The 13,134-nt window shown below is 62.4% G+C and carries 12 protein-coding genes; 4 read left to right on the top strand and 8 right to left on the bottom strand.

The features are described 5' to 3' along the window. The first annotated feature begins 320 nt into the window (after window positions 1-320). Both IPQ13_08340 and IPQ13_08345 read left to right on the top strand, forming a co-directional pair. Window positions 321-707, top strand: coding sequence for a cupin domain-containing protein (locus tag IPQ13_08340; protein MBL0210900.1), 387 nt, complete (start codon window positions 321-323; stop codon window positions 705-707). 39 nt (window positions 708-746) lie between these two features. Continuing rightward, a complete protein-coding gene (locus IPQ13_08345) occupies window positions 747-1,325 on the top strand; it encodes a TetR family transcriptional regulator C-terminal domain-containing protein (protein MBL0210901.1) in 579 nt (192 codons plus the stop codon). Between the two features lie 54 nt (window positions 1,326-1,379). Here IPQ13_08345 and IPQ13_08350 read toward each other — a convergent pair whose 3' ends face one another. The 4 genes from IPQ13_08350 to IPQ13_08365 all read right to left on the bottom strand — a co-directional run bounded on the left by IPQ13_08350 (window position 1,380) and on the right by IPQ13_08365 (window position 6,505). Then, window positions 1,380-2,057: a DUF2911 domain-containing protein gene (locus IPQ13_08350; GenBank protein MBL0210902.1), complete on the bottom strand. Its 678-nt coding sequence runs from the start codon at window positions 2,055-2,057 to the stop codon at window positions 1,380-1,382. Between the two features lie 83 nt (window positions 2,058-2,140). Then, on the bottom strand, window positions 2,141-3,847 hold the full coding sequence (locus tag IPQ13_08355; GenBank protein MBL0210903.1) for a sodium:solute symporter: 1,707 nt from the start codon (window positions 3,845-3,847) through the stop codon (window positions 2,141-2,143). Further along, complete coding sequence (locus IPQ13_08360; GenBank protein ID MBL0210904.1) at window positions 3,844-3,981, bottom strand: hypothetical protein; 138 nt, start codon at window positions 3,979-3,981, stop codon at window positions 3,844-3,846. Before IPQ13_08360 ends, IPQ13_08355 begins: the two co-directional genes overlap by 4 nt. Then, a complete protein-coding gene (locus IPQ13_08365) occupies window positions 3,974-6,505 on the bottom strand; it encodes a PIG-L family deacetylase (GenBank protein ID MBL0210905.1) in 2,532 nt (843 codons plus the stop codon). Before IPQ13_08365 ends, IPQ13_08360 begins: the two co-directional genes overlap by 8 nt. Before the next feature lie 92 nt (window positions 6,506-6,597). Between IPQ13_08365 and IPQ13_08370 the strand changes: the two genes are divergently transcribed. Next, on the top strand, window positions 6,598-7,050 hold the full coding sequence (locus tag IPQ13_08370; GenBank protein ID MBL0210906.1) for a hemerythrin family protein: 453 nt from the start codon (window positions 6,598-6,600) through the stop codon (window positions 7,048-7,050). Between the two features lie 64 nt (window positions 7,051-7,114). On the opposite strand, the gene IPQ13_08375 is transcribed toward IPQ13_08370, so the two are convergent. Continuing rightward, on the bottom strand, window positions 7,115-7,537 hold the full coding sequence (locus IPQ13_08375) for a c-type cytochrome (GenBank protein MBL0210907.1): 423 nt from the start codon (window positions 7,535-7,537) through the stop codon (window positions 7,115-7,117). 397 nt (window positions 7,538-7,934) lie between these two features. Here IPQ13_08375 and gltA point away from each other — a divergent pair, with 397 nt between their 5' ends. After that, the gene (gene gltA, locus IPQ13_08380; protein ID MBL0210908.1) at window positions 7,935-10,694 is read left to right on the top strand and encodes an NADPH-dependent glutamate synthase; all 2,760 of its coding nucleotides are present in this window, start codon (window positions 7,935-7,937) and stop codon (window positions 10,692-10,694) included. 6 nt (window positions 10,695-10,700) lie between these two features. On the opposite strand, the gene IPQ13_08385 is transcribed toward gltA, so the two are convergent. From IPQ13_08385 to IPQ13_08395, 3 genes are all read right to left on the bottom strand, one after another. Beyond that, window positions 10,701-11,198 (bottom strand): dual specificity protein phosphatase family protein, encoded by a 498-nt coding sequence (locus IPQ13_08385; protein ID MBL0210909.1) that lies wholly within the window; start codon window positions 11,196-11,198, stop codon window positions 10,701-10,703. A gap of 125 nt (window positions 11,199-11,323) precedes the next feature. Continuing rightward, window positions 11,324-11,821 carry a 3-isopropylmalate dehydratase gene (locus IPQ13_08390; GenBank protein MBL0210910.1) on the bottom strand — a complete coding sequence of 166 codons (498 nt, stop codon included), beginning with the start codon at window positions 11,819-11,821 and terminating at the stop codon, window positions 11,324-11,326. A gap of 21 nt (window positions 11,822-11,842) precedes the next feature. Beyond that, entirely contained in the window at window positions 11,843-13,129 is a 1,287-nt protein-coding gene (locus IPQ13_08395) for a 3-isopropylmalate dehydratase large subunit (protein ID MBL0210911.1), read from the bottom strand. Window positions 13,130-13,134: the final 5 nt, after the last annotated feature.

Raw genomic sequence — 13,134 nt, forward strand, 5'->3', positions numbered from 1 at the left:
TTGTGGGGCGGCTGATGGGACTTGAATCACAGAAGTCTTAGGCCGCGTTTTGGAGGCTGGAGGGCGCGCGAGCGACCGCAGGCCGGAAGCGGTCTTAGACTTCGTGCGGCGGGCACCGAAGTCCCATCAGCCGCCCCATTAGCCCCGCGCAGCGGGTTTTTGTGCCTGAACTCCGCGTGTGGTTCGCTGCAGAAAGGTACTTTGGGGGCTCTTAAATTATTATCGAGATCCCATTGACAGCGCCCGAATAGGGTTTAATTTGGCAAAACTAGACCGATTGGTCTAGCCTGAAAACAACCACCCCACAAGGAGGAACGAGCATGCGTGTAGCGAAAGACAACGTGGACGTCAGGATGGAGATCCCAGGTGCCGTGATCCGCCAGCGAATGGATTTCGGCGACGTGACCGGATTCGACAAGATCAGCGGTGAGTATTTCACGCTCGCGGCGGGCGTCGATACCACCCCGCTCTTCCAGGGCTTGGATGGCAACCTCTGCCAGTGTCCCCACTGGGGCTTCGTCTTGCGCGGCCAGCTGACGACGACCGATGCGAAGGGCACGCGGGAGACCGTGAATGCGAACGACCTGTTCCACTGGCCGCCGGGGCACAACGTCAAAGTCGACGCTGACGCGGAAATCGTCATGTTCAGTCCCCAGCGTGAGCACAGCCACGTGATCAATCACATGATCGAGATGGTCAAGGGCTAGCTCTTTCCCGGGACCAAGGGCCTGGGGGAAAATAAGCAGATGACGCATCCAACCAAGCAGCGATTGCTCGATGTGGGGATAGCCATGCTCCTGAAGCATGGCTACCACGACCTGGGCATCCAGGCCCTGCTCACGGCATCAAGTACTCCGAAGGGTTCTTTTTACCATCATTTCATGGACAAAGAGGACTTCGCGCTGCAAGTCATCGACCAGTACATGCAAGGCGCGCATGCAGGTCTTGACGTTTGCCTCGGAGACATGGAAAGTCCCCCGCTCGATCGGGTGCGCCGCTTCTTCGAGTTGACACAGCAGAACTACCTGAAGGAGGGTTACATGGGCTGCCTGCTGGGCGGGCTCGGGCAGGAATTGTCGGGCGTGAGCGATGTGTTCCGGCACAAGATCGAGGCATGCTTTTCTGAAATCGCCAAGCGGATCGCTGTTTGCCTGGAAGAAGCTCGGATGAGAGGCGACATCCCAGCCGCTTCCGATACACGGCACATGGCAAGTTTGCTGGTGGACTGCTGGGAGGGGGCGGCACTTCGTAGCCGACTGCGGGGCAATGCCGCGCCGCTGACCGCCATGCTCGACTTCTATTTCCAGTCGGCAATCATTCGCTGACTTACCGCCAGCCTTGAGCGAAGCGAGCAGGCGGTCCCCCGGAGTGCATTGCTCCTACATCCCGACTTTGAACTCCACCGTGGCCATCTCCATGTCCCACCACAACGTGAGCGAACCGCCCGCTTGGGTCATGTTCACGAAGCCAATGGTGAACTGGTCGAAGGAGACCGGCGACTTGGCCAACTTCATGGGTGTCTTCACCAGATCGAACTTGGGATCGTAGTTGTCCGAGCCCCAGGTCGCTGATTTGTCCTTGGGGTCGTACTTTTGGAGGTGCGGCTGGGTGGACAGGATGAAATTCCAGGCGCCTTCTTTCAGCTCGATGAAGAGGCTGTACTCGCCCGCCGGGACCGTCTTCCCGCCAATGACCAGAGGCGCTTCGGTTTTGAATCGGGTGGTCTGGTTGGCTCCTGCCCGCCAGACGGGAGAACCCGAATTGACCTTTTTCCCATACTCCGCGCCGCTGCCGAAAATCCCCTGCCTTCCCCTCAGGATCGGCCGTGAGTAGGTGACCGTGATCCACTTGCCATCCTTGTAGCGCGGTTCAGCGCCTGGCTTTTCTGCCACCCACTTTCCGGAAACCTGGGTCGCGGCGGTCCCGGCGGGACTGGGCTGCACGCGGGGTGCCGGAGCTGGGGTTGCCGCGGGAGTTGGAGTGGGTGGAGCCTGCTGCGCGAAACCCGCACAGGCCATCGCGAATCCAGCTGCCAGCGCTAGAGCTTTCTTTTTCATGTGACCTCCTTATTCATGGAACGGTGAAAATGCCATCCAGCCTGGCCTCCAGAAGTTGCCTGTCCGGCTGGATCCGGTCCCCATCATCCACCAGAAACCGGAATTTCATCCCTCTTGGGTCTGAAAAGATTGAACAGGAGCGAGAAGCCCACCACCAGCACGCAGCCCACGACGTTGTACCAAAGGAAGGATAGTCGAGTGAAGAAGAAGCATGCCAGTACGCCGATTTCAGCGATCAATGCCGCGTAGAACGCCGCACCTCCCTTGACTCCTTTGAAGTAGAAGGCCACCAGGAAGATGCCCAGGATCGTGCCATAGAAAAGGGATCCCAGGATGTTGACGGCCTCGACCAGGGTTCCCAGGCGGCTGGCATATTCGGCAAAGGCGATGGCGAAGCAGCCCCAACCGAAGGTCGCGAGCCGTCCCACCCAGACTTCCTTCTTTCCGCCGCTTCCTCCGAATAGCCGCCGATAGACATCCACGACCGTCGTCGCGCCCAGGGCATTGATCTCGGCGGACATGGAGGACATGGACGCCGCGAAGACCGCCGCCAGGACCAGCCCGATCAGCCCCGCCGGAAGGCTGTGCAGGACATAGGACAGGAAGACGTAGTTCGTGTCGTTGGGATTGGCCGATGGATCCGCCCGCTTGATCACCTTGATGGCGTCGGTGCGGATGGACGCAGCCTGGGCTTGGGCCGCGTCCAACTCCCGGCGGGATGCCTCCACCCGGGCCGGATCCCCTCCATGGCGGGCTTCCAGAAAGGCCTGGACCTTCAGCGTTCGGTCCTGGCAGGCCTGGCGATAGGCGGATTCCGCATCACGGTAGGCGCCTGCTTCGGGGCCGGCCAGGACTTTAGTGACAGCCGCAGGATTGAAGAACACCGGCGGAGCCACGAACTGGTAGTACACGAAAACCAGCGCACCCAGCAGCAGGATGAGGAATTGCATGGGCACCTTGAAAAGCCCATTGGCCAGCAGGCCCATCCGGCTCTGGGTCACCGAACTGCCGGTGAGGTAACGCTGCACCTGGGATTGGTCGGTGCCGAAGTAGGAGAGCGCCAGGAAGAAACCTCCAATCAGGCCCGACCACAGGTTGTAGCGGTTGGTCAAATCGAAGGAGAAATCGATGGTGTTGAGGCGCCCGGCGCTCCCGGCCACGTGGAGGGCATCCCCGAAGGTGACCCCTGGAGGCAATTGCCGGATCACCATCACGCCGGCGACCAGCATCCCGACCGTGATGATGAGCATCTGGTAGCTCTGGGCCCAGGACACGGCGCGGGTGCCGCCGGTCACGGTGTAGATCATCACGAGCACACCCACCAGCACGATGTTGACGTGGATGTTCCAGCCCAGCAGCACCGACAGCACCAGGGCCGGCGCGAAGACCGTCAGCCCCACCGCCAGGCCCCGCTGGATCAGGAACAGCGTGGCGGCCAGGGTGCGGGTTTTCAGATCGAAGCGCCCTTCCAAGTATTCGTAGGCGGTGTACACCTTGAGGCGGTGGAAGATGGGCACCACGGTGATGGAAAGCACGACCATGGCCAGCGGCAGGCCCAGGTAGAACTGGATGAAGCGCATGCCATCGGCATAGGCCTGGCCCGGCGTGGACAGGAAGGTGATGGCGCTGGCCTGGGTGGCCATGATGGAAAGGCAGATGGTGAACCAGCGCGCATCCCGATTGGACAGGATGTAGCCCTCGGAATCCTTGCTGCCACGCCCCTTCCATAACCCGTACAGAACGATGAAGGCCAGCGAGGTGCCCAGGATCGCCCAGTCCAGGCGGCTCAAGAAAACACCCGCTCGAAGAGATAGAACAGCAGGATGCAAAGCGCCAGTTCGATCAGCACCAGGGCATAAAGACGGCTCCAGCGCCCGAGTACCGGCGGAGCCTCATCGAGGGGAGGCTTCTCCGCCTCAATCATGGTTCGAGCCCAGGGCGAGGAGGTTCGTGAACAGCCGATAGGCTCCCGGGACGCCTTCCGGAAGCTGGCGGAAAAAGGCCAGACCGGTGTACACGAAATGCCCCTTACCGTGGTCGGCCACCAGCAGGGCGCCTTCCAGCGGCTTTTCCCCGGGATCGCCCATGGCCAGGATCGGCGTGTACTTCGGGTCCCAGCTTTCGGCGAAATACAAGCCCCGTTCCTGCACCCAGCCTTGGAAGTCCTCCGCCGTGATCTTGTTCGGCACATTCAGCACCGGGTGGCCCGGAACCAGGAATTTCACAGGCGCGGATTCATCCGTGACGCGATCCCGTCCGATTTTGAATGGGAAGGGGCCGATGGAATCCGTCGTCAATCCGGCATTGGTGCCCGGGAAGGCCCCGTTCACATTGTAGAGGACGATTTCAGTGCCGCCCTTGGCCACATAGTCCAGCAACCGGGCATTGAGCTGAGCCAGACGCGGCCGGGTGTTGAAGGCGCGGATCCCGACCACGATGGCGTGGTACCGGGAGAGATCAGCGGTGCCAAGGGCCTCGTCCGACAACAGATCCACCTCGAAACCCAGCGGGCGGAGGCGTTGGGGGATCTCATCCCCCGCGCCCATGATGTAGCCGATGCGATGGCCGTCGTGGCGCAGATCCAATTTGACGAGCCGGGCCGACGCACCCGGGAAGAGGGTCTGAAGGGGTATGTGGGGGTAGTCGATCACCACGCGCCCGCGGGCTGGCTGGATCCGCCCGCCGATTTCCAAAGCCACCTTCAGCTCCCCGGTCTGGGGCGCCTCCGGCGCCGATATCCGCGCGCTGGCTTTGAGCTCGTCCAAGGGTTTGGCGAGGGTGAAGGGGATCTCCGCGGGCTCAACCCGCCATCCGGCGGGCGCCTGCAGCAGGATCCTGCCCGCCACCTGGGACCTTCCCGCGACGATGGATAGGCTGATCTCCCGCGCGTTCCGGTCACCCATGACCTGCACCTGATCCGCGAGGTTCACCATGGCTGCGGGCATGATCACCAGAGGCTGATGGATCTCACCCAGCACCGGGTCCCGGAATCGGTATTGGACGGGCACCGTGAGGTCGAAAGGCACGCCCTCCGCGAACAATCGGAAGGTCACGGACAGGGCGGGCGGTCCCTCCGGCAAGCCGGCCAGTTGGTGGGACCCCGCGGCGTGCAAAGCGGAGTGCCTTCCGTCCCCGAGCCAGTAGGGCTGCGTGCAGGGCGCACCGTCTGGAATCGTGAGGGTAAAAGTTTCCTTCACGGCCTGGTTGATGGGAAGCAGCCGTGGCCGGTCCCGGGTCTCCAAGGATGGATGCACCGCGAAGCCGCGTAGCATGACGGGGGTTCCCGCCCGGGCGAGGACGGAGGCCACCACGGTGATTTTGTCTAGGGGCGCCACGGCCTGGCGGTCGGCGAGGGCTTCCACCCAGATTCCCGCCGCGCACCGGATGGCTTCCAGAAGCTCGATTCGTTTGACCTCCACCCACGGATCGGGTTGGAGCCGGTCCATGGCCGCCAAGGCCTGGAGCAGCATCGGAAGGATCTTCGCGGGTTGTTCAGGCAGAAAGGACCGCCTCGCCTGGGCCAACAGCTCGCCCACTTCGTCGCCGCCGGCGACGCGCCGCCAGGACAGCTCCACATCCTCGAAGAGATCGAGCCTGGCCGGTTTGCCGGCAGTTATTTCGAAGTACTGCAGGCTGGATCCCCGCTGCGCCACGGCGCCGAACCCCTGGCTGCGGTGCATGCTTCGGCCCTCGGCCGCCAGCTCGGCGTAGGACATCCCGAGCAGCGGGTCGAAGGCGCCGATATCCACGGACAAAGCGCTGGCCGGCAGGGGAGCCCCCTGCTCGAACTGCGGCCGGAAACTGTTCCAGGCGATGCGGGTGGCCTGCCAGGGCTTCACGAACTTCAACTGTTCGGGAAAGCGCTCCGGATCGGCCGCCGCCTTGAAGGCTTCCTGGGCCAGGACCGCAGAGGACAGGTGGTGGCCATGGCCTCCGGCCGTGGGCGTAAAGCGGGTGATGATGACATCCGGGCGGAAATTGCGGACCACCCACACCACATCCGCAAGCACGGCTTCATGCCCCCAGGCTTCAAGGGTTTCTTTCGACGTCTTCGAGTACCCGAAATCCACGGCGCGGGTGAAAAATTGCTCGGCGCCATCCACCCGGCGGGCCGCCAGGAGTTCCTGGGTGCGGATGGCCGCCAAGGAATCCCCCAGCTCGGGGCCGATCAGATCCTGGCCTCCCCCTCCCCTCGTCATGGAGAGGTAGGCGGACCGGAGCTTCCGGCCTTTGGAAAAATAGGCCAGGGCAGACGTATTCTCATCATCGGGGTGGGCTGCGATGTACAGCACGCTTCCCAGCACCTGGAGCTTGTCCAGGGCCAGTTGCAGCTCTGCGGCATCCTTCGCGGGGGAGGCTGCCCAGGCCCCGCCCCCAAAACCAAGCAGGGCCAGGAGGAAGGCGATGGTCCAAGTTTTACGGCAGTCACGGCTCAGGGTCATGGGCATCCCGGGATCGAATCAAGCAGTCATTATTAAGATTTGCTTAAAATGGAACCACGAGATCATCTCTTTTGGATGCAGATTTACCAAAAGGAGCAGTGCATTTGTTCTTCAACTCCGGGCCCAAGCCTCCGCCCCCAGTCTCCTTCTTCCCCTGGATCGAGGACGAATACACGGTCGGCATCCCAAGATTCGACCGGGCCCACCAGCGATTGGCCGCTCGGATCAATGATCTCCACGAGGCGATGGTCGTCCGGAGAGACCGGACGCTCTCCATGGCCGTATTCGCCAAGCTCATCCAGGAAACCCGGAACCATTTTGTGGATGAGGAATCCATCCTCACCCAGTTCAATTTCCCCGACACGGAGACCCACTTCGCGGAGCATTCGGATCTGATCCAGGAAGCCACGGAGTTTCTGAGGCACTACGAATCCGGCAATCTTAGCGCCCTGGTTTTATTGAATTCCTTGAAAGGGTGGTTGATCAACCACATCAAGAATTCAGACCGCAAGTACACCAGCTTCCTGCGCCGCCAGCGCTGGTCCGGCTAGGGGCCGGACCGCCGTCCTCATGGCCAGATCGTTCAGCGCGGCGGCTTAGGCGGCCTCCGCCCGGTCACTTGACCTGCAGGCTCTCGATGTATTTCGAGAGATTGGACACGCGCATGTGGACCGCGGCCTCCTGCCGGTTGTTCAGGTTGAGGAATACAGGTCCCCACACGGGCATGTCCTGGAGGCCATGGGTCCTGGCCCCCACCTCGCCCCGGATGATCTGGGACACATGCACCGACGGGAAGGCGCCCTTGTTCTGCTTCGAAAGGGTGGTCAGATCAGGCACGGGAATCTTCAGGTGCTCCGCGACCGGACCGTTTCCCAGGCCCTTGGATCCGTGGCAGCTGGCGCAGTAGGCTATGTACATCTCGGCCCCGGAGGCTGGCGATGTGTAGCGGGCGGGGACTTTTTTGACTTCGGATTTCTGGGCCGTGGCCGGGAGCGCCAGCGCGGCTGCGAGGATGAGTAGGGCGGCATGTTTGGACATGGCGTTCTCCTTTGGATTTGGTGAGAAAGACAGCTCTCCCGCCCCTGCGGGATTGGGCCGGAAAAAAGGGCGACCGGATCCGTTCAGGGTCCGGCGATAGGAGCGACAGCCAACCCGGGAAGTCCCCGGACAAACCTTCGGCTCCAACTTGGGTCCGCCTGGCCATTTTGGCCAGTGATCAACCGCACAGATCAGGCGGAAATGTTGCCTGACTTCAGGTAAGCCACGCGGACCGACCAGCGCGGCCATCTCCGCCAACAGACGCAACCTACCCACGACAATCCGGGAAGAGATCCTATTTACCCTGTGATGCTCGCCACAATTGTCTGCCCACCCAACTTTCGTGACTGCGGCCCAGGCGCCCAGGCTTCATTCTGGTGAGATCAGGAGTGCACAAATGCCCACAGGTTCATCGGCGGAAATCGAAGCGGTGCTTCCATCTCAAAGTTGGCACCTCACCCACGAAGAAGCTCAACAACGCCTCACCCATCTCGCCGAAGCCCTGGTGGCGGGCGATTGGAACGCCGTGGATGAGGGCTCCCGCTGGATCTATGAAGTGCTCCGCCCCCACAACGAAGCCGAGGAACGGGAACTCTTCCCGATCCTTGCGGAGATAGGGGCCGATGCCCTGTACGACAGGCTCCAGGAAGACCACCGCCTGATGTGGGACATGACGCTCCAGCTCCTGATCCAGATCGTCGACGGCCAGGTGGCCCATGCGGACCAGGCCGTCCTCTTAGGGCAGCGGCTCGTGGACCTGATCCGCGACCATATCGAGGCCGAGGAGCACCTGATGTTGCCCCTCCTGAAAGGCAAATCGCTGTACTGGTCCGATGATGAAACCGCCGAGGGCTATCTGATCCTGGAGAAAAAGCTGGTGGCTCCGGAGACCTGGTCCTTCATCGTGCAGGCGCCCATGGTGGCCCGCGGTCGGAAACCCGGCCAATTCTTCATGGTGGCGCCCTTCCCCGAGAGCGAGCGCATCCCCCTCACCCTGGCCGGCGGCGATGCCCGGCGCGGCTACATCCACTTCATCATGGTGGAGGTCGGCGCCACCACCAAGGCCATGGGCCGCCTCAGCGCGGGAGACCGCCTTTACGCCGTGGCGGGCCCCATGGGCAAGCCCACCGAACTGATGGAAGAAGGCACCATCATTCTGATGGCCGGGGGCTACGGATCCGCCGCCATCCTGCCGGCCGCGGAGCTGCTCCACACCGAAGGCAGGCGGGTCATCACGATCCTCGGCGGCCGCACCGAGGAACGGGTGCTGCTGGCGGAGGAGCTGGGGGCGGTCAGCTCCGAATTGATCATCACCACCGACGACGGCACCCTGGGCCGAAAGGGCCTGGTCACTGATGTCTTGAAGGAAATCATCGAACGTGAGCCCATCGCGGAAGTCGTTGCCGTGGGTCCCATGCCCATGATGCGGGCCGTATCGGATCTCACCAGACCCAAGGGAATCTTCACCCTGGTGAGCCTCAACGCGCTCATGGTGGACGGCACCGGCATGTGCGGCGGATGCCGCGTCTCCGTGGGCGGCGAGACCAAATTCGCCTGCTTCGACGGTCCAGATTTCGACGGCCACAAAGTGGACTTCGAGATGCTGCGCAATCGGCAGAGCTGGTACAAGGATGCCGAGCAGACCGTCTGCGATCCGGAAGAATGCAAGATCGGCCGCAGGCCGGCCAGCGGTCCCGTGGATTACGAGTCCATGCTGAACGAACCGGTGACGGAACTGGATTGGCGGAATCTGGATCTCCGGACCATCAAACCCAGCCAGAAGATGAAAATCCCGCGCCAGGAGATGGCCTGCCAGCCGCCCGAGATGCGCGTGTGCAACTTTGATGAAGTAAGCCTTGGTCTGAGCGCTGAGCAGGCGCAGCTCGAAGCCGCCCGCTGCATCATGTGCAAGCATCCCGCCTGCATTGAAGGCTGCCCCGTCAGCATCAACATCCCCGCCTTCCTTCAGGAGATCGTCAACGGCTCGCCCCAGGACGCAGCGCGGATCATCAAGGAATCCTCAAGCCTGGGCTCCGTCTGCGGCCGCGTGTGCCCCCAGGAGAAGCAGTGCGAGATCAAGTGCGTGGTGGGCATCAAGGGCAAGCCAGTTTCCATCGGGCGCCTGGAGCGCTTCGCGGCGGATTCCATGCTGGGTTCCGACGAGCTGCCGCCGGTCGAACCGCCCACCGGCAAGAAAGTCGCGGTGGTCGGCGCGGGCCCCTCGGGCCTGACGGTCGCCGGAGAACTGGCCAAGAAAGGCCACCAGGTCACGGTCTATGACGCCTTCCACAAACCCGGCGGCGTGCTGCTCTACGGCATCCCCGAATTCCGCCTGCCCAATGCCATCGTGGACCAGGAAGTGGGAACGCTGCGGCGCATCGGTGTGAAATTCGTCATGAACACGCTGGTGGGACGAAGCATTACCCTCTCCGAACTGCGGGACGAGAACGATGCCGTGTTCATGGGCACCGGCGCGGGGCTGCCCAGCATGATGGGCATCCCGGGCGAGGAGTTCAAAGGGGTGTACACCGCCAATGAATTTCTGACCCGCATCAACCTGATGCGCGCGGACCTGTTCCCCACCCACACCACGCCCGTCACCGTGGGCAAGGACGTGATCATCGTCGGCTGCGGCAACACCGCCATGGATGCGGCCCGAGCCGCCCGGCGCATGGGCGCGGAGCATGTCCATGTCGTGTACCGCCGCACCATCAAGGAATCCACCGCCCGGGTGGAGGAACTGGAACATGCGCAGGAAGAAGGCATCGAATTCCACTGGCTCACCACGCCGGTGCAGCTCACCGGCGATGATAAAGGCTGGCTCACCCACGCGGTCTGCGCCGTCATGGAGCTCACGGAGCCCGGTCCTGACGGGCGCCGCGGTGTAAAAATGACCGATGAGCGCATCACCATTCCCTGCGACACGTTGATTGTCGCCTTGGGCTTCGCGGTGAACCCTCTGCTGGCACGCACCGAAACCGGTCTGCGCACCCTCAAGGGCGGCGTTGTGGTGGTGGACGAAATGACTGGTGAAACCACCGTTCCAGGTGTCTATGCCGGCGGCGATGTCATCACCGGCGGCGCCACGGTGATCCTAGCCATGGGCCAGGGCCGCCGCGCCGCCGCCGCCATCCACGAAAGAATCATGGCGGTTTGAAGGGGACTAGGCCTTGGCTTGGGCCAGGTAGCGGCGAAGGGCTTTCTCGGTCTCCGGCCGGACCATGCCTGCCTGCCTAGCCATGGCGAGCGCCTCCTCGGCTTCCATATTCAAGTCCAGAACCATATAGGCACAAGCCGCCGCTGCCGCCCGGTTGCCGTTGCTGCAATGGATCAAGACCCTGGAATCCTTGGGCAGATCCTTCCGCACCATGCGGAACAGGTCGAAATCATCCTTGGTTGGAGCCCGGCCCATGGCCACGCGGCAGTAACTGATGCCGGACTCGCTGAATGAGGAGCATTCGGCCTGCGCGTCAAAGCCGGCCTCGCCGTCCTCGCGAAGATTGAAGACATGGGTGATTTTCGCCGCTTTCATTTCCTCGATGACCGCGGTCGTCATGGGCCCATTCAGGACAAATGTCCCAGGGCTGACCTCCACCGCCCCTGAAATGCCAGTACTGGGAGCCGCCACCACGATGGCTGGAATCAGAAGGAGGTTGTACATAGGCACCTCCGCGCTTTGTCGCGGGTTTCATACAACCCCGACATGTATAAACATCGGTCCCAGGCGGAAATTTGATAGAGGACCCGCCAGGGAATTGCCCAATGTCACAAACCGCGGTTGTTCGGCTACCCCTCTGCCCGGGCCATCAGCAGCTTCCGCGTGTAGGGAATCAATCCTCCAGCATCCATGATGCCTTTGCGGGCGGCCGGGAGCTTCACCTGGTCGAAGGCCCGGCCGGTGGTCATATTGAGCACCCGATCTTCGGTGATCTGCAGGTCGTCGCCTTCGCTGGCTTCGATACCAGGGCAAAGCACCACCTTCAGGCCCAGGTTGATGCTGTTCTGCAGGAAGATGCGCGCGATGGACTTTGCCACCACGGCCACCTCATAGCCCTTCAGGGTCGAGCAGGCCTGCTCGCGGCTGGACCCGCAACCGAAGTTTTCGCCGCCGACGATGATGCTGCCCGCAGGAAACTCTTTGGCTCGCAGGCAGGCATTGAAATCCGTCCGGTCGGCGAAAGCGAACTGCGGCGTTTCCGAGGGCAGCACCGTGGCCATGTAGCGACCCGGGTAGATGTCGTCGGTGCTGATGTCATTTTCGAGCTTGATGATGACCTTGGCCATGGGGGCTCCTGGTTCGCGGTTTCAGTTTTTTCTCGGGTCGGTGATGACACCCGTGATGGCCGAGGCGGCCGCAACGCTGGGGCTGCACAGATAGACCTGGGATTTCGGATTGCCCATGCGGCCCTTGAAATTGCGGTTGGTGGTGCTGAGGGCGGTCTCGCCATCCCCCAGCGCCCCTTCGTGGACGCCCAGGCAGGGACCGCAGCCGGAATTCATCACCACGGCCCCGGCCTTCATGAAATCGTGCAGATAGCCCTTGTCGAGGGCCTGCGCGAAGATTTTTCCCGAAGCCGGGAACACCAGCATCCGCGTGCCCTCAGCCACCTTCTTACCCCGGAGGATATCGGCGGCGGCGGCCAGATCGTCCAGGCGCCCGTTGGTGCAGCTGCCGATGACGATCTGCTGGATCTTGGTTCCAGCCACGTCAAGGACCGGTTTCACGTTGTCCACCGTGTGGGGGCAGGCGATTTGCGGCTCCAGCCGGGACACATCAATTTCAACGACGCGTTCATATACAGCATCGGCATCGGGAACCACGCAGGGAATGGCTTCCAGCACGCCGGATTCATCCCGCAGGTAGCGCACGGTTTCTTCATCCCCCGGAACGATGCCGGAGGTCGCGCCCGCCTCCACGCTCATGTTGCAGATGGCGATGCGGCCGCTGGTGCCCATCTTCCGGATGGTCTCGCCGTGGAATTCCAGCACCTTGTAGTTGGCGCCCTGGGCGGTGAGGGTGCCGATGAGGTTCAGGATCAAGTCCTTAGGCCCCACGAACGGGGGGAATTCACCGGTCACCACCACTTTGATGGTCGCCGGGACCTCGATGTTCACCGCATACCCCAGACTCCACACGGAAGCCATTTCGGTCGCGCCGATGCCGAAGCTGAAAGCCCCCAGGGCGCCGTGGGTCGTGGTGTGGGAATCGGTGCCCACCACCACAAAGCCGGGACGCACGTAGCCGTACTCCGGGAGGATCTGATGGCAGATGCCGCCCACGTCGCCGCGGATGTCGTGGAATTTCGCGATGCCGTTGGCCGCCACGAACCCGCGGATTTTCTTCTGGTTCGTGGCCGTCTTGGGAGATTCAGCCGGAACCCGGTGGTCGAAGATGATGGCGATGCGCGAGGGATCCCAGATTTTGGGCTCCAGGCCGGTGCCCTCGAACACTTCCTGGAATTGGTTGATCACCAGCGCAGCGTTCTCGTGGGACATGGCGAGATCCACTTTCGGTTCCACCACGTCCCCGACGCTGACGGTAGCCAGTCCCGCGGCGCGGGCGAGAATTTTTTCGACGACGGTCATGCCCATGTCGG

Source organism: Holophagaceae bacterium (assembly GCA_016720465.1).
Classification (GTDB): domain Bacteria; phylum Acidobacteriota; class Holophagae; order Holophagales; family Holophagaceae; genus JANXPB01.

Excerpts from the sequence above, each read along its gene's own strand:
- IPQ13_08340 (MBL0210900.1), top strand. The coding sequence starts at position 321 with ATGCGTGTAGCGAAAGACAACGTGGACGTCAGGATGGAGATCCCAGGT.
- IPQ13_08345 (MBL0210901.1), top strand. The coding sequence starts at position 747 with ATGACGCATCCAACCAAGCAGCGATTGCTCGATGTGGGGATAGCCATG.
- IPQ13_08350 (MBL0210902.1), bottom strand. The coding sequence starts at position 2,057 with ATGAAAAAGAAAGCTCTAGCGCTGGCAGCTGGATTCGCGATGGCCTGT.
- IPQ13_08360 (MBL0210904.1), bottom strand. The coding sequence starts at position 3,981 with ATGATTGAGGCGGAGAAGCCTCCCCTCGATGAGGCTCCGCCGGTACTC.
- IPQ13_08365 (MBL0210905.1), bottom strand. The coding sequence starts at position 6,505 with ATGCCCATGACCCTGAGCCGTGACTGCCGTAAAACTTGGACCATCGCC.
- IPQ13_08375 (MBL0210907.1), bottom strand. The coding sequence starts at position 7,537 with ATGTCCAAACATGCCGCCCTACTCATCCTCGCAGCCGCGCTGGCGCTC.
- gltA (MBL0210908.1), top strand. The coding sequence starts at position 7,935 with ATGCCCACAGGTTCATCGGCGGAAATCGAAGCGGTGCTTCCATCTCAA.
- IPQ13_08385 (MBL0210909.1), bottom strand. The coding sequence starts at position 11,198 with ATGTACAACCTCCTTCTGATTCCAGCCATCGTGGTGGCGGCTCCCAGT.
- IPQ13_08390 (MBL0210910.1), bottom strand. The coding sequence starts at position 11,821 with ATGGCCAAGGTCATCATCAAGCTCGAAAATGACATCAGCACCGACGAC.
- IPQ13_08395 (MBL0210911.1), bottom strand. The coding sequence starts at position 13,129 with ATGGGCATGACCGTCGTCGAAAAAATTCTCGCCCGCGCCGCGGGACTG.